Origin of the sequence: Aeromicrobium sp. PE09-221 (genome assembly GCF_002174305.1) — a bacterium.
GTDB lineage: Bacteria > Actinomycetota > Actinomycetes > Propionibacteriales > Nocardioidaceae > Aeromicrobium.
The window spans coordinates 81236-97003 of the sequence record NZ_MIJB01000018.1 but is presented as its reverse complement, the minus strand read 5'-3'; the positions used below and the strand labels follow the sequence as shown (position 1 = coordinate 97003).

At 68.4% G+C, this 15768-nt stretch carries 17 protein-coding genes; all 17 read right to left on the bottom strand.

The window, feature by feature from the left end; all coding sequences use genetic code 11:
* Positions 1–114: 114 nt before the first annotated feature.
* Entirely contained in the window at positions 115–1086 is a 972-nt protein-coding gene (locus tag BHE97_RS09760) for a glycine betaine ABC transporter substrate-binding protein (protein WP_201791398.1), read from the bottom strand.
* A gap of 1 nt (position 1087) precedes the next feature.
* Positions 1088–1864, bottom strand: a complete 777-nt coding sequence (locus BHE97_RS09755) for an ABC transporter permease (RefSeq protein WP_087623839.1) — start codon at positions 1862–1864, stop codon at positions 1088–1090.
* Positions 1861–3021, bottom strand: coding sequence for a betaine/proline/choline family ABC transporter ATP-binding protein (locus BHE97_RS09750; protein WP_087623838.1), 1161 nt, complete (start codon positions 3019–3021; stop codon positions 1861–1863). The genes BHE97_RS09755 and BHE97_RS09750 overlap by 4 nt, the downstream gene beginning before the upstream one ends.
* Positions 3014–3676: an ABC transporter permease gene (locus tag BHE97_RS09745; RefSeq protein WP_087623837.1), complete on the bottom strand. Its 663-nt coding sequence runs from the start codon at positions 3674–3676 to the stop codon at positions 3014–3016. Before BHE97_RS09745 ends, BHE97_RS09750 begins: the two co-directional genes overlap by 8 nt.
* 377 nt (positions 3677–4053) lie before the next feature.
* The gene (gene nusB / locus BHE97_RS09740) at positions 4054–4464 is read right to left on the bottom strand and encodes a transcription antitermination factor NusB (protein ID WP_087623836.1); all 411 of its coding nucleotides are present in this window, start codon (positions 4462–4464) and stop codon (positions 4054–4056) included.
* Entirely contained in the window at positions 4464–5030 is a 567-nt protein-coding gene (gene efp / locus BHE97_RS09735; RefSeq protein WP_087623835.1) for an elongation factor P, read from the bottom strand. Before efp ends, nusB begins: the two co-directional genes overlap by 1 nt.
* Positions 5027–6073 (bottom strand): Xaa-Pro peptidase family protein, encoded by a 1047-nt coding sequence (locus tag BHE97_RS09730; protein WP_087623834.1) that lies wholly within the window; start codon positions 6071–6073, stop codon positions 5027–5029. The genes efp and BHE97_RS09730 overlap by 4 nt, the downstream gene beginning before the upstream one ends.
* 36 nt (positions 6074–6109) lie before the next feature.
* Positions 6110–7189, bottom strand: coding sequence for a 3-dehydroquinate synthase (gene aroB / locus BHE97_RS09725; protein WP_087623833.1), 1080 nt, complete (start codon positions 7187–7189; stop codon positions 6110–6112).
* The gene (locus BHE97_RS09720) at positions 7186–7695 is read right to left on the bottom strand and encodes a shikimate kinase (RefSeq protein ID WP_087623832.1); all 510 of its coding nucleotides are present in this window, start codon (positions 7693–7695) and stop codon (positions 7186–7188) included. Before BHE97_RS09720 ends, aroB begins: the two co-directional genes overlap by 4 nt.
* The gene (gene aroC / locus BHE97_RS09715) at positions 7695–8873 is read right to left on the bottom strand and encodes a chorismate synthase (RefSeq protein ID WP_087623831.1); all 1179 of its coding nucleotides are present in this window, start codon (positions 8871–8873) and stop codon (positions 7695–7697) included. Before aroC ends, BHE97_RS09720 begins: the two co-directional genes overlap by 1 nt.
* A gap of 45 nt (positions 8874–8918) precedes the next feature.
* Positions 8919–9584, bottom strand: a complete 666-nt coding sequence (locus tag BHE97_RS09710; RefSeq protein WP_087623830.1) for an A24 family peptidase — start codon at positions 9582–9584, stop codon at positions 8919–8921.
* Positions 9585–9650: 66 nt separating this feature from the next.
* Positions 9651–10466, bottom strand: a complete 816-nt coding sequence (locus BHE97_RS09705) for a shikimate dehydrogenase (protein WP_272896906.1) — start codon at positions 10464–10466, stop codon at positions 9651–9653.
* Positions 10460–11596, bottom strand: a complete 1137-nt coding sequence (mltG, locus tag BHE97_RS09700) for an endolytic transglycosylase MltG (RefSeq protein ID WP_087623828.1) — start codon at positions 11594–11596, stop codon at positions 10460–10462. The genes BHE97_RS09705 and mltG overlap by 7 nt, the downstream gene beginning before the upstream one ends.
* A gap of 156 nt (positions 11597–11752) precedes the next feature.
* Positions 11753–12211, bottom strand: coding sequence for a Holliday junction resolvase RuvX (gene ruvX, locus BHE97_RS09695; protein WP_087623827.1), 459 nt, complete (start codon positions 12209–12211; stop codon positions 11753–11755).
* Positions 12208–14859, bottom strand: a complete 2652-nt coding sequence (alaS, locus tag BHE97_RS09690) for an alanine--tRNA ligase (protein ID WP_087623826.1) — start codon at positions 14857–14859, stop codon at positions 12208–12210. The genes ruvX and alaS overlap by 4 nt, the downstream gene beginning before the upstream one ends.
* The gene (locus tag BHE97_RS09685) at positions 14859–15134 is read right to left on the bottom strand and encodes a DUF6167 family protein (protein WP_087623825.1); all 276 of its coding nucleotides are present in this window, start codon (positions 15132–15134) and stop codon (positions 14859–14861) included. The genes alaS and BHE97_RS09685 overlap by 1 nt, the downstream gene beginning before the upstream one ends.
* Positions 15131–15682, bottom strand: coding sequence for a hypothetical protein (locus tag BHE97_RS09680; RefSeq protein ID WP_087623824.1), 552 nt, complete (start codon positions 15680–15682; stop codon positions 15131–15133). The genes BHE97_RS09685 and BHE97_RS09680 overlap by 4 nt, the downstream gene beginning before the upstream one ends.
* Positions 15683–15768: the final 86 nt, after the last annotated feature.

Sequence of the window (15768 nt, the reverse complement as noted above, 5' to 3'; positions counted from 1 at the left end):
GGGACGGTGGTTAAAGGATGTCGATCGGTCGCTTCAGCCTAGCAGGACGCGCTCGCCGCGAAGCCATGGCCCATGCTCCGCCAACAGCACGGCCGGTCGAAGACGGGTCTCGGGTCAGGGCATCTCGACGAGGCCTTCCTCCACGAGCCAGTCGCGGGCGACGATCGCCGGATCCTCACCGTCGCTGTCGACCCGCGCGTTCAGCTCCAGCATGACCTCGTTGGTGATGAGCGGCGAGACCTGGTCGAGGACCTCCTGGATCTCCGGATGCTCGTCGAGCAACTCCGCGTTGACCACCATCGAGAGATTGTACAGCGGGAAGAACTGCCGGTCGTCCTCCAGCACTCGCAGATCCAGGCCCGGGATGCGTCCGTCGGTCGTGAACACCTCGCCGAAATTGCAGCGTCCCTCCGCCGTCGCCGTGTAGACGACACCCGTGTCGAGGGTGAGGACGTCGGCGAGGTCGTTCAGCGTCAGGTCGTAGGTGGCCAGCATCGGCTCGAAGCCGTCATTGCGCGTCGCGAACTCCGATTCCACGCAGAAGGTGAGTTCCTCGGGCGGCAACTCCAGGATGTCAGAGAACTTCTCGACCCCCAGTTCCTCGGCCTTGTCCTCGCGGATCGCGAAGGCATAGGTGTTGTTCATCGGGGAGGGCGGCAGCCAGACCAGGCCGTTCGGCTCGTCGGCCTCGAGGACCGCCTGCCACTGCTCCTCCTCGCCCTTGACCGGTTCGTCGTGCCCGAGGTAGTTGATCCAGCCGGTGCCGGTGTATTCCGGGGTGACATCCGCATCGCCGTCGAGCATGGCCTGGCGGGCGCCGAAGGATCCCGGCGTGTTGGACATGTTCGTGACATCGGCTCCCGCGACGTCGAGAATCGTCGAGACCATGTTGCCGAGGACGAGCTGCTCGGTGAAATCCTTCGCGACGACGGTGATCGGCACGTCCTCCAGCGAGTCGTAGCGCTCGATCCCGGCGGGCTCGGCGGATAGCACCGCGCCTGACGAGGATTGCAGTCCGCAGCCGGAGGCGAGCAGCGCGGTGGCGGCTCCGGCCAGGGCCAGGTGACGAAGTCGGCGGATGGTCACGTCAGACTCCCTTCGGCGACGCCACGATCTCCACGACCCGGGCGATCCAGTCGATGAACAGCGCGAGGGAGGCGATCAGCAGGGCGCCGATGATGAGGACCACGTTCTGCTGCAGCTTGATCCCGGAGGTGATGAGGTGGCCGAGCCCGCCACCGCCGGTGAACGAGACCAGCGCGGCGGTGCCCACGATGAGGACGAGGGCGGTGCGTACGCCCGCGACGATGATCGGCAGCGCCAACGGCACCTCCACGCGCACCAGCGTCGAGAACCCCGACATGCCCATACCGCGACCGGCTTCCACCAGTTTCGGATCGACCGAGTCGATGCCCGCGACGGTGTTGGCGATGATCGGCAGCAAGCCGTACACCACCAGGGCCGCCGCGGCGCCGAAAGTCCCAATGCCGAAGATCGCCGCTCCCAGCGCGATGAGACCGATCGCAGGCGCCGCCTGGCCGAAGCCGGCGACCGTGATGATCGGCTTGGAGTAACGCCGCATCGGGCCGCGGGTCAGCAGCACCCCGATCGGGACGGCGACCACGACCGTGACGACCGTGGCGATCAGGCTGACGCTCAGATGCTGCCCGAACAGCGGCAGCAGATTGCTGATCGCCAGCGCCCGCGCCTCGCTGTCGGAGACATCGGCGGTCTGCACGAAGACCAGACAGCCGACGACCACGAGGACGCACACCAGCGGCTGCGTCACATAGCGCGCGATGCCCGGGCTGTCCGAGACGCCCGCTGTCGCGGTGTCGAGGGTCGCGGTCTCGGCCGTGCTCATGTCGCCGCTTCCGTCGGCGGCTGCTGCAGCTGTTGCATCGCTCCCATGACCGTCTCCACCCGTACGACGCCCTGATAGGAGTTGCGCCTCCCGGTGACCACGACCACGCCGTGCGAGGACGTCAGCATCTCGTCGAGCGCGTCGTTGAGGGTCGAGGCGAGCGAGACGGTCTCCAGGTTGAGATCGCGACGCACATTCGTCAGGCTGCCGTCCCGCCTGAGCTCCCGCAGCGACATCCACCGCTGCGGACGGTCGAAACGGTCCAGCACGATGACGTGCTCGCGGTCGATGGCCTCCGCTGCCGCGATTGCCTCGTCCGGGTCGTCGCCGACGTGGGCGACGGCGGCCTCGTGCAGGTCGATCTCGCGGACACGGGTGAGCGAGAGCTGCTTGAGGGCCGCGCCGGCTCCCACGAAGCCCTCGACGAACTCGTTCGCCGGATGGGCGAGGATCTGCTCGGGAGTGTCGTACTGCACGATCTGCGAGCCGGTCTCCAGGATCGCGATGCGATCGCCGAGCTTGAGGGCCTCGTCGAAGTCGTGCGTCACGAAGACGATGGTCTTCTGCAGCTCCTCCTGGAGGCGCAACAGCTCGTCCTGCAGCCGCTGGCGAGTGATCGGGTCGACGGCGCCGAAGGGCTCGTCCATCAGCAGGACCGGTGGATCGGCCGCCAGAGCACGAGCCACCCCGATACGCTGCTGCTGACCGCCGGACAGCTCGCGCGGATAGCGGTCGCGGTACTCCCCCGGCTCCAGACCGACGAGATCGAGCAGCTCGTCGACCCGGTCGCTGACGCGCTGCTTGTCCCACTTGAGCATCCGCGGCACCAGCGCGATGTTGTCGCCCACCGTGAAGTGCGGGAACAGTCCCGCGCCCTGGATGACATAGCCGATGCGGCGACGCAACTCGTCGGGGTTCGTGTCGGTGACGTCCTCGTCGCCGATGAGGATGCGACCGGACGTGGGCTCGATGAGCCGGTTGATCATCTTCATCGTGGTGGTCTTGCCGCATCCCGACGGCCCGACGAGCATGACGATCTCACCGGCCGGGAACTCGATCGTGATGTCATCGACCGCGGCGGCGGACTGACCCGGGTACTTCTTGGTGATGTTCTCGAGCAGGATGCGCTCGCCTGCGGTACTGGAGTGCTCAGACACGTGCGATGCCCTTCGAGGTCGTGAGTCGGGTCAGGGTGTTCAGGACGATGTCGAGGATCACGGCGAGCAGGATGATGCCCAGCGTGCCCGCGACGATCGAATTGGTGGCATTGGCGCCCCCCATGCGGGAGATACCCGAGAAGATGTAGCCGCCGAGACCGGGGCCGAGGGCGAAGGCGGCGATGGCGGCGACACCCATCAGCATCTGCGCCGACACGCGGACACCGGTCATGATGACGGGCCAGGCGAGAGGGATCTCCAGACGCAGCAAGGTGGCCATCCGGCTCATCCCCATGCCACGGGCCGACTCGACCAGCGCGGGGTCGACCCCTGCGAGGCCGACGACCACGTTGCGCAGGATCGGCAGGAAGCCGAAGAATACGAGCACCATGACCGAGGGCAGCACGCCGATGCTCACGATGCCGACCAGGAGGCCGAGCAACGCGTAGGAGGGGAACGTGAGGCCGACCGCCGAGAAGGTCTGCGCCGCTGTGATACCCCACGAGGTACGTACAGCCAAGACGCCGACGACGATCGCTAGGAGGGTCGCGATCAGCAGGGATTGCACCACGAGGCTCATGTGCTGGTAGGCGAGGAACGACAGCACCGACCATCGCTCCGCGATGAAGGTGAAGAAATCGGCGATCGCCGTCATGCACCGTCCTCGTCGTCACAGGGCCACGTCTCTCGCGACCAGCACCCGACGGTAACGGGCTTCTTCCGTTCTCGCAGCCCCGAACGGCAGTTGTCAGGGGCACTGAATCCCCTATTCGCCCCATGTTAAGGGGGACTTTCGGCCGAAGAAAAGTTCTTGCCGCTCGGTCCACGCCGGCCACATGCTGAGACAGCGCGGCACGGCGGTGAGGGAGTGGCCCGGCGGACGAGCGCGATGACGGGTAGCACGCCGCCTCCCCCTGCTCGCCGGGCGGTGCGTGGTCAACCACCGTTCCGGGGCGAGGGACAGCCCACCGCCCGCGCACGCGCCGCCAGTCGGTGACGGCGACATATGTCCCGCGCCGAGGCGTCGGTACGCTACTCCGCGAGCGAAGGCTTGAGCTCGATGAGACGGCTCAACAGACCACGGATGAACTTAGGCGACTCGTCGGTGGAGAGATCCGTCGCGAGGTCGACCGCCTCGCTCACCGCGACGGCATCGGGGACGTCGTCGTTGTAGAGGATCTCGTACGCGCCGATCCGCAGCAGATTGCGGTCGACCGCCGGCATCCTGTCGAGGGTCCAGCCGCGCGCATTCTCCGCGAGCAGGCCGTCGATCCGCGCCTGATGCTCCGTGACTCCCTCGACCAGTGCCACGGTGTACGCGTTGACCGGCGGATCGTTGACCGCGACGCGGTCGGCCAGCGTGGCCGAGAGGTCACCGCCGCGGGCCTCGGACTCGAAGAGGATGTCCAAGGCCCGCTTGCGGTAGCGAGTGCGTTTTCCCATCAGGCCGAGACGCGCCCGAGGTAGCTGCCGTCGCGGGTGTCGACCTTGATCCGCTCCCCATTGTCGATGAACAGCGGGACCTGGATCTCCTTGCCCGTCTCCAGACGGGCCGGCTTGGTGCCGCCGCTGGAGCGGTCGCCCTGGAGTCCGGGCTCGGTGTACTCGACGGTCAGCTCGACCGAGGCCGGCAACTCGATGTAGAGCGGGATGCCGTCATTGACCGCGACCACGACGTTCTGGTTCTCCAGCATGTAGTCCTTGGCATCGCCGACGACCGCGTCGTTCAGCTCGAGCTGGTCGTAGGTCGAGTTGTCCATGAACACATAGGAGGTGCCGTCGTGGTACAGGAACTGCATGTCGCGCTTGTCGACATTGGCGACCTCGACCTTGACATCGGCATTGAACGTACGGTCGACGGTCTTGCCGCTCGTGACATTCTTCAGCTTGGTGCGGACGACCGCACCGCCCTTGCCGGGCTTGTGGTGCTGGAACCAGATGACGGACCAGAGCTGTCCGTCGATATTCAGCACCATGCCGTTCTTCAAGTCGTTCGTGGTGGCCATCAGGCGATCTCCATGAGGTCTTTGGGCGTCGTGGTCAGCACCTCGGGCGCGGCGTCCGTCACGACGACGGTGTCTTCGATGCGCACTCCCCCACGCCCGGGCAGGTAGATCCCCGGCTCCATCGTCAGGACAGTGCGACGAGTGAGTCTACCGGGGTGGGCCGCACCGAGGAACGGGTCCTCGTGGATCTGGAGCCCGACGCCATGGCCGAGACCCGTCGTGAAGGCCGACAACCACCCCGCGGCGTCGAGCGACTCGGTCGCGGCCCTGTATGAGTCGGCGACGGGAACACCGGCGCGCAGTCGCTCCAGGCCGGCGGCCTGCGCGTCTCGCACGGCCGTGTAGATCTCACGCTGCCAGTCGGCGGCCCGCCCCAACACGACGGTGCGCGTGCAGTCCGCGTGATAGCCCTCGACCAGCGCACCGAAGTCGATCTTCAGCAGATCGCCGTGCTTGACGACCCGGTCGGTCGGGCGATGGTGCGGGATCGCCGAGTTCTCACCCGCCGCGAGGATCGTGTCGAAGGCCTTGTCCTGTGCTCCGAGCTCGACCATGCGGGTCTCCAGGTCGAGCGCGAGCTCGCGCTCGGTACGGCCGGTCAGCGGTCCGGCCAAGAGTTGTTCGAGGGCCAGTGAGGAGATCGCGCAGGCCCGGCGCAGCAGGGAGATCTCGGCCTCGTCCTTGGTCTCGCGCAGCTCCTCGACCAGCCGGCCCGAGGACTCCGGCTCACCGAGCCGGCGCCAGGCGTCCACGCTCAGCACATGGGTCTCGGCCAGGAGCGAGCCACGGCCGCGTTTCCGTGCCTCGTCGAGCAGCCGCCGGGTGATGACGTGCTCGAGATCGGGGAGCTCCTGAGCGGCCTGCTCGCGATAACGACCATCGGTGAAGAACACCGCCGACCCGTCGGCGAAGACCAGCACCGCGCCGTTCGAGCCGGTGAATCCGGTCAGGTAACGCACATTGACCAGGTCGCCCACGTACAACGCGTCCGCGCCGCGATCCGCGATCATCCGGCCGAGCCGCTCCCGCCGCCGAACAGTGCTCATCGCCTCACCCGTTCCCCACGTTGTACCGAGACGTGGTCATTCGAGGATCGCCTCGTAGCTGGAGCGCAGGAGGATCTCATCGGGGGCGGCGAGGATGGAGGGACGGGCCAGCGCGTCGAGGACCACGAAGCGCAGCGTGGAACCACGTGACTTCTTGTCCAACCGCATCCCGGCCATCAGATGGTCGAACTGGTCGTCGTGGTAGGTGGTCGGCAGCCCGACCGAGGACAGCAGGCGACGGTGTCGGGCCAGCAGGCGCGAGTCGATACGCCCCGCACGGTGCGCCAGTTCTGCCACGAAGACCATACCGATCGCGATCGCCTCGCCGTGCCGGATGCCGTACCGCTCGTGACGTTCGATCGCGTGCCCGAGGGTGTGCCCGTAGTTGAGCGCCTCGCGGCCGATCGCCCCCCCGGGACCGCGCTCGGTGAGATCCCCGGCCACCGTGGCCGCCTTGACCGCGATGCCGCGCTCGATCAGATCGGCGAGCACCGGATCGTAGGGATCCGCGGCGGCGGCCGGATCCCGCTCGACGATGTCCAGGATGTCCGGATCCGCGATGAACCCGCACTTGATGATCTCCGCCAGCCCGCTGCGGATCTCCGCCGCCGGGAGGGTCGCGAGAGCGTCGAGATCGCACAAGACGCCGATCGGCTCGTGGAAGGCGCCGACCAGGTTCTTGCCCTCGCGCAGATTGATGCCCGTCTTGCCGCCGACGGCCGCGTCGACCATGCCCAACACCGTGGTCGGCACCGTGACGAATCGCACGCCTCGCAACCAGCTGGCCGCGAGGAAGCCGGCGAGATCGGTCGTCGCTCCCCCGCCGATGCCGACCACGAGATCGGACCGGGTGTAGCCGTGCTGGGCGAGCAGGCTCCAACAGTGCGCGAGGAACTCGGGGGTCTTGGCCTGTTCGCCGTCCGGGGTCTCGATGAGCAGGACCTGCAGATGCGCCAACTCGGCCGCCAGGCTCTCCGCACGGTCGGTCACCGCCGGCGCGTGCACGATCGCGACCCGCTCGGTATCGGCCGGCACCAGGCCGGCGAGCTCCCGTGCGGCATCCGCACCGACCACGACCTCATAGGGCTGGGCGGTCGCAACGGTCAGGCGGCTCATCGGGCATCCTCCTCCACGAAGGCGATGACGGCATCGGCGACCTCATCGGGCGACAGCGCATCGGTGTCGATAACGGTGGTCGCCACCTCGAGGTAGATCGGCCGCCGGTCGTCCATCAGCCTCTTGAGCTGTCCGCGGACATTGCCGAGCAGCAGCGGACGCCCCGAGTTCATGCCCACCCGGGCCGCGGCCTGGGCCAGGCCCACGTCGAGGAACACCACCCGGTGCTCGCGCAGGAGCTCACGGGTGCCCTCGTGGACCGGCGCACCGCCGCCGAGCGAGACGATCCCGTCGTGCTCGGCCAGCGCCCGCACCACCGCCTCGTGCTCCAGTTCGCGGAATCTCGCCTCACCGGACTCGATGAAGATGTCCTGGACGCTGACGCCCTGCTCGGCCTCGACATCGGCATCGGTGTCGCGCACGGCGAGGCCCATCCGGTCGGCGACCAGCTGCGCGGTCGTCGACTTGCCCGCACCCGGCGGCCCGACGATCACGATCGGTGCCATCAGCGGAACCTCAGGTGGTCCAGATAGGACTCGACATTGCGCCGGGTCTCCCCCACCGAGTCACCCCCGAACTTCTCCAGCACGGCATCGGCCAGCGTCAGGGCCACCATGGCCTCGGCGACGATCCCGGCCGCGGGGACGGCACAGACATCGGAACGCTGGTGGTGGGCGGCGGCCTCCTCGCCGGTGGCGACATCGACGGTGCGCAGCGCCCTCGGGACGGTGGCGATCGGCTTCATCGCGGCACGCACGCGCAGCAACTCGCCGGTGGTCATGCCGCCCTCGGTGCCACCGGACCGGCCGCTCACCCGGCGGATGCCGTTCTCGGTGGGGACGATCTCATCGTGGGCGGCGGAGCCCCTGGTGCGGGCGAGCTCGAAGCCGTCGCCGAGCTCGACCCCCTTGATCGCCTGGATGCCCATCAGCGCACCCGCCAGCCGGCTGTCGAGACGGCGGTCCCACTGGGCGTGGGAGCCGAGTCCGGGAGGAAGCCCCCAGACCGCCACCTCGACGATGCCCCCCAGAGTGTCGCCGTCCTTGTGCGCCGCGTCGACCTCGGCGACCATCCGTTCGGAGGTGGCCGGATCGGCGCACCGCAGCGGATCGGCGTCGAGCCTCGCGACATCATCGGCCGTAGGCACGAGCCCGGCGGGAGCCACGACGGTGCCCAGCTCGACCACGTGGCTGACGATCGTGGCACCCGTGGCCTGACGCAGGAAACGGGCCGCGATCTCACCGAGCGCCACGCGTGCCGCCGTCTCCCGGGCGCTGGCTCGCTCGAGGATCGGACGGGCTTCGTCGAAGTCGTACTTCTGCATGCCAGCGAGATCGGCGTGTCCGGGCCGCGGACGGGTCAACGGCGCGCCACGCTTGAGCCCGGCGAGCTCCTCGGGGTCGATCGGATCGGCCGCCATGACCCGCTCCCACTTGGGCCACTCGGAGTTGCCGATGCGCAACGCCACCGGACTGCCGAGCGTGAGCCCGTGGCGGATGCCGCCGATGATCTCCAGGGCATCGGCCTCGAAGTTCATCCGGGCACCGCGGCCGTATCCGAGACGACGCCGCGCGAGGGCCGTGGAGATCTCCGCGCTCCCGACCTCGACACCTGCCGGCAGTCCATCGAGGGTCGCCACCAGTGCTGGGCCGTGGGATTCCCCGGCCGTCAACCAACGAAGCATGGGGTGATTCTTTCACGGGGTATACCGTCGCCCGCGATGCGCCCGTCAGACGAACACGGCGACGAACGCACCCACGACCATGGCCGGGCCGAAGGCCACCGGCGGACCGCCACGCACCCGTCCACCGTTGCGCACCACACCCACGATCGCGGCGATGACGAATCCGGCGTAGATCCCCACGAAGGTCGCCGAGGCTCCCAACGGACCGAGGAGCACTCCGAGGACCGCCGAGAGCCGCACGTCGCCGTATCCGAAGCCTCCCGCGAGGAACCTGCCGGCGATGACGTAGAGGAGCCAGAAGACTGCGAACACCACGACATTGCCGATCAACGCGGAGAGGACGAGTCCCCCGTCGCGGGTGCCGATCGCGACGCCGATGGTCAGCACCCAGACGGTCGCATAGGTCGGAGCGACGATCAGATAGGGCAGCAGGTGCGTCCGCAGGTCGACATAGGCCAGGACCGGCGCCACACCTGCCAGCACGGCCCAGGCGGGCAGCAGGACGGGGGGAAGCTGCCACGCCGCCAACGCCGCGAGCACGGCGGCGAGGACGACCATGAGGAGGGTCGGCACCACCGGTCGTGCGAGCTCGGCATAGGGGATCTTGTGCTCGTCGGCGTCCAGCTCCGGTTCTGGGAGGCGAGCGAGCCACCACCGGGTCGCGGCGGCGATGAGCGCGGCGGCGACGACGGTCAGCGAGGCGGCGGGCACGCGCCGACCCTACCGTGCGGAGTGGCACGAGGCAGGCGCATGGAACATGTCCTGTGGACGAACCCGTCAGGCGCCGAGGGCGTCCAACGCGGCCTCGCGCAGCACATCGGGGGCTACGGCCTCCCCGGTCATGGCGAGAAGCTGCAGCACGGCCTGATGCGCCAGCAGGTCCAGTCCGGTCGCGGTGGCCAGACCCTCCTCCTGCGCGGCGCTCAACAGCGGGGTGGGCCACGGATCGTAGATCGCCTCGAACACCCCGGTCGCCGCGCCCACGAGGGCGTGCTCGCGCCCCCTGACCGCCGCGGCCGGGATGGTGTTGACCAGCAGATCCACAGCAGTGTCGGGTGAGGCAGTCACCTCGACGATCTCGACCTCCAGCGCGAGCTCGCGAGCGACCGCCGCGACCTCGCTCGCCCGGGCGGGGTCGCGGACGAGGAGCTCGACCGATCGAGCGCCGAGCCGCGACGCGGCGAGGACCAACGACGCAGCGGTGGCACCCGCGCCCAGCATCCTCACCGTCTCGACCCGCTCGACCCCCGCCTCTCGCAGCGCGAGCACCGCGCCGGGCACATCGGTATTCGATGCGTACCAGCCGTCCTCCTCGCGCACGAGCGTGTTGGCGACACCGAGGAAGACGACATCGTCCGTGCGGTGATCGGCGAAGGCCGCGGCCTCGCGTTTGAAGGGCATCGTCACCGACAGCCCTCTCCAGGCGTCGTCGAGGCCATCGGCGAAAACCGCGAGCTCGCCATCGGCCAGCTCGATCGCGTCATAGGTCCACGGGAGCCCGAGCACCCCGTACGCCGCGCGGTGCATGACTGGGGACAGCGAGTGGACGACCGGACGCCCCACCACCGCGCAGCGTCGCTGAGGGGTCAGCACTGGAATCCGGCGTCCTGACAAGCCTGCTGATGCTGCTCGTAGGTGTCGTTGAAGGTGGTCTCGCCGGTCTCCGGATCCGCGACGAAGTACCTCCATTCGCCCACATCGGGGTTCAGCGCCGCCTCGATGGCCGCTCTGCCCGGCGACCCGATCGGTCCCGGGGGCAGTCCGGCATACCGGTAGGTGTTGTACGGCGTGTCGGCATCGCGCTCATCAGGCGTAGTGAAGACATCCCCCTGACGGCCGCTGACATAGTGCACCGTCGAGTCCATCTGCAACGGCATGCCGTCATCGAGCCGGTTGTAGATGACCCGCGCGGCCTTACGGAAGTCCTCGTCATTGTTGACCTCGCGCTCGAGGATGCTCGCGACCGTCATGATCTCCTCGCCGTTGTAGCCGAGCGCAGAGGCCCGATTCGCGATGTCGAGGCTCTCGGTGACCTGCGCGGTCTGCGCGACCATCTGGGCGATGAGCTGCACCGCGGTCGTGTCCGGCTCGACGAAATAGGTCTCCGGAAAGAGATAACCCTCCGGATTTCCGGCAGCGACCTCAGGCAATCCGATCGCGGCCGGATCATCGAGCGCCGCCCGCAGATCCTCCTCGGTGAGCTCCGTGTTCTCCACGATCACCGGGATGATGTCGTCGATGCGCGACCCCTCGGGGATGGTGACCCGCGCCTCCAGCCGATTGCCCACATCGCTCAATGCCGCGAGGGCCGACTCCGCCGACATCTTCTCGCGGAGCTGATAGGTGCCGGGCTGGATCGTCTGCGCGCGCTCGTCGTTCAACGACAGCCGGTAGAAGGCCTCGGTCGATGCGACGACATCGGCGTCGTAGAGCACCTGGGCGATCTGAGCACCACTCGCGCCCTCCACGATCTGCACGGTCGTCTCACCCTCGCCATCGCCCTCGTAGTCGGCCGGGGCGCCGAAGCGATCGCGGATCTGGCCCACCACCCAGAAGCCGGCGAGCACCACGAGCACGATCGCGACCACGACAGCCACGATCTTGCCGAGGCGCGAACGACGCGGCGGCTGGGCGCGACGATGCCCCGCACTCCGTGCAGGACCACCGCCATCCCCGGAACCACCGGTGAGCAGGTTCAACCCGCTGTCATTCCGCTCGCTCATGCCGCCACCGCCCAAGAAAAAGCACAGTAGGCGATGGCCGGCATGAGAAACCCCAATGCTCGCTCGCTCCGCTCGCTCATGCCGACACCACCCAAGAAAAAGCACAGTAGGCGATGGCCGGCATGAGAAACCCCAATGCTCGCTCGCTCCGCTCGCTCATGCGGTCCCTTCGATGAGTTCACCCGGGGCGGTTCCCCGCGTACGTTCGGCGTCCAAGGCCGTCTGCAAGATCACGGTCGCGGCGGCCTGGTCGATGACCGATCGCGACTTCTTAGCGTTACGTCCCGAGGCCCGCAGCTGGCTCGCCGCGGTCACCGTGGACATCCGTTCGTCGACCAACCGTACCGAGACCCCGGGGAGTGCCGCCAGGAGTCGGTCGGCGAAGGCACGGGCCTTGGCCGCGGCCGCACCCTCCTGACCGGACAACCCGATGGGCAGCCCGACGACACACTCGATCGGCTCGTACTGCCCCGCGATCGCGAGGATCCGCTCGATCGGATCGCCCTTCGCGGGCACAGTTTCCAACGGTGAAGCGATGAGAGCCTCCGGATCGCTCACGGCGACCCCGATGCGGACATCGCCGACATCGATCCCCAGCCGTCGGCCCGGCCTCAAAGGGCAGCCTCCACCGCTGCGAAGGCCGCGTCGATGGCGCCGAGGTCGGTGCCGCCGCCCTGGGCGACATCGGCCTTGCCACCTCCCCGGCCCCCGATCTTCTCGCCGATCACCCCGATGAGCTGGTTCGCGGCGACACCGCGCTCCTGTGCCGCCGCAGTGGCGGCGACCACGACGCTCGGCTTGTCGCCCGCGGTGCCGATGACGACCACGACCGCGGGTCGATCCGAGAGCCGACCACGGATATCGAGCGCCATCTGCCGTACATCGCCGCCGCCTACGCCCTCGGCGCGGTGCGTCACGAGCGCGATCCCGCCGATATCGCGCGCGCCCTTGGCCAGATCTCCCGCGGCCCCGAGCAATTGCGCGCTCTTGAACTTCTCGAGCTCCTTCTCGGTGGCCTTGAGCCGCGACATCAGATCCGACACGCGGTGCGGGACATCATCGGGCTTGGTCTTGAGCAGGTCCGTGAGCTGCAGTACGAGGTCGCGTTCACGGGCCAGATACTGGAAGCCCTCGAGTCCCACGAGCGCCTCGACGCGGCGGTTGCCCGCGCCGACCGAGGCATCGGACGTGACCACGACGGTGCCGATCTGGCTGGACCGTTGCACGTGGGTGCCGCCGCAGAGCTCGCGCGACCAGGGACCGCCGATCTCGACGACACGGACATCCTCGCCGTAGGTCTCGCCGAACAGCGCCAGAGCGCCGATCTCGCGCGCCTTGGCCAGGGGCATGACGGCCGCGGAGACCGCGAGGTCCTCGCGAAGGGCGCGATTGGAGGCCTCCTCGACATCGCGCAGCTGCTCCGGAGAGAGCGCACCGTTCCAGCCGAAGTCCAGACGCAGGTAGCCGGGACGGTTGTACGAGCCGGATTGCAACGCCGTGGGGCCCAGCACTTCGCGCAGTGCCGCGTGGACCACGTGCGTACCCGAGTGCGCCTGCGCCGCGCCGACCCGCCAGTCGCGGTCGACATCGGCCGATAGGACGGTGTCGAGGGTCAGCTCGCCGTCGAGGATGCGCACCTGATGCACCACGAGACCGCGGACCGGGCGCTGCACGTCGAGCACCTCGGCTCGTCCGCCATCCCACGACAGTGTTCCGGCATCGGCGTTCTGGCCACCGGACTCGGCGTAGAAGGGTGTGCGGTCGAGCACGACCTCGGCGATGCTCCCTTGGCTCGACGCGGGGACCGCGGTGCCGTGGGCGTAGAGCGCCAGCACTCGGGACTCGGTGCTGAGGGTCGTATACGCCTGCCAGTCGGTGGGGCCGTGCGTGTCGAGGGTTTCACGGTAGAGGCTCGTGTCCGCGTGGCTGCCCTTCTTGGCCTTGGCATCGGCCTTGGCCCGGGCGCGCTGTTCGGCCATCAGGCCACGGAAGCCCTCCTCGTCGACGCTCAGCCCCTGCTCGGCCGCCATCTCGAGGGTGAGGTCGATCGGGAAGCCATAGGTGTCGTGCAACTGGAAGGCCTGCTCACCCGCCAGGACACTGCGACCGGCCTCCTTGGCGGCGCCGGCAGCGAGGTCGAAGACCTGCGTGCCCTTGGCCAGCGTCGAACGGAAGGCATCCTCCTCGGTGTAGGCCACCTGGCTGATCCGCGCGAAATCGGTCGCCAGCTCGGGGTAGGAGGCTTTCATCTTGTCCAGGCTGACGGGCAACAGCTCGGGCAGCGCGGGCGCGTCGTAGCCGAGCAGACGCATCGAGCGGACGGCACGGCGCAGCAGGCGGCGCAAGACATAGCCGCGGGACTCGTTGCCCGGGGTGACACCGTCGCCGATGAGCATCAGACCGCTGCGGACATGGTCGGCCACGACCCGGAAACGCACGTCATCGGCCGGATCGGCGCCATAGCGCTTGCCGCTCAGTTCGGCCGCCTTGGCGATGACCGGGAAGACCTCGTCGATCTCGTACATGTTCTCTTTGCCTTGCAGCAGATAGGCGACCCGCTCCAGGCCCATGCCGGTGTCGATATTCTGCTGCGGCAGCGGCGCCACGACATCGAAGACGTCCTTGGCGCGGACATGGGTGATCTCCTCCTGCATGAAGACGAGGTTCCAGATCTCCAGGAAGCGGTCCTCGTCGGCCTCGGGGCCGCCGTCCGGACCGTACTGCGCACCGCGGTCTACGTAGATCTCCGAGCAGGGCCCGCCGGGACCCTCGACTCCCATATGCCAGTAGTTGTCGAGGAGCCCACGATTCTGGATGCGCTCATCGGGCAGGCCGGCGATCTTCTTCCACAGCTCGCGCGCCTCGGTGTCGCTGTGCAGCACCGTGACCCAGATGTCCTCCGGGTCGAAGCCGAGACCACCGTCGGCGACACTCGTCGTGATCAGCTCCCACGCGTGGGTGATCGCCCCTTCCTTGAAGTAGTCGCCGAAGGAGAAGTTGCCGTTCATCTGGAAGAACGTTCCATGCCGGGTGGTCTTGCCGACCTCCTCGATATCGAGGGTGCGGACACACTTCTGGACACTCGTCGCGCGGTCGTACGGTGCGGTCTCCTGGCCGAGGAAGTACGGCTTGAACGGCACCATGCCGGCATTGACGAACAGCAGGTTCGGATCGTCGAGCAGTAACGGCGCGGACGGCACGACCGTGTGGCCGGCGGCCTCGAAGTGAGCCAGGAAGCGGCGCCGGATCTCAGCGGTGTCCATCAGGTGGGGTCCTTCTCGATTTCCAGTGGGTGGGAGGGGGCGTGGGCGGAGGCTCCGAGCTCGGGCGCTCCCAGGACCTGGGTGCGCAGCTCGTGCTCCTTGGCCTGCCGGCCGTCGCGCATCTCGGCGCTGAAGGCTCGCCAGCCCGAGCCGAGGGCACCTGCCTGATCGATCAAGCCCGGCATCGATATCCGGTAGGCCGCTCGCCGGGCCTTGACCGAGGCATATACCCCGGCCGCTGTGCCGGCGACGAACCAGAGGGCACGTGGTGTCATGAGCTCATCCATCCGTCGGTCTGCGTCGGTGGGTTGTTGGTGGCGCGTGCCGCGCGTCGGCCGGCCCGCTGACGCGCTCGCCGTCGTTGCCGGTACTCGCGGCGCACCAGGCCGCTGATCCGGTCGCGGCTCTCGGGACGCAGCGCGTGGGCCAGTCCGGACAGCACGATCGTGAGGCGCACGCTCGGCCTGGTCATCTGGGCCGCGACCACCTGCTCCTGTGTCGGCGGCACGATCACCCGGCCCTCGATCACCCGGGCCTCCTGTGGCTCCGCGGCCTCGCGCACCGCCGGCACCTTTTCAACCCCGCGAACCCGCTGAGTGTGGGGGTACCTCCCTGGACGGAGCCCCGCGTCTCCCCGTTGAGTGGGACGTTTGGACGGCGCATTCGCCGTTTCCACCGTCCGAACGTCCCACTCAACGGGGACGTCGGTCTGCTCGCGGAGGGCTTTGACCTCGCGGACCGCGCGCAGGGCAACGACGGCGGCGACGAGCGCGACCACGGCGAGGACCGCGGCCACGACGAGCACGACGACGTCGACAGGCATACAACGAGGTTACCGGTCACGGGGACGTCACGGGGGCCGGGCGGCGCGTCGCCACGCACCGAGCGGGTTCCGGTGCGGGATCGGCC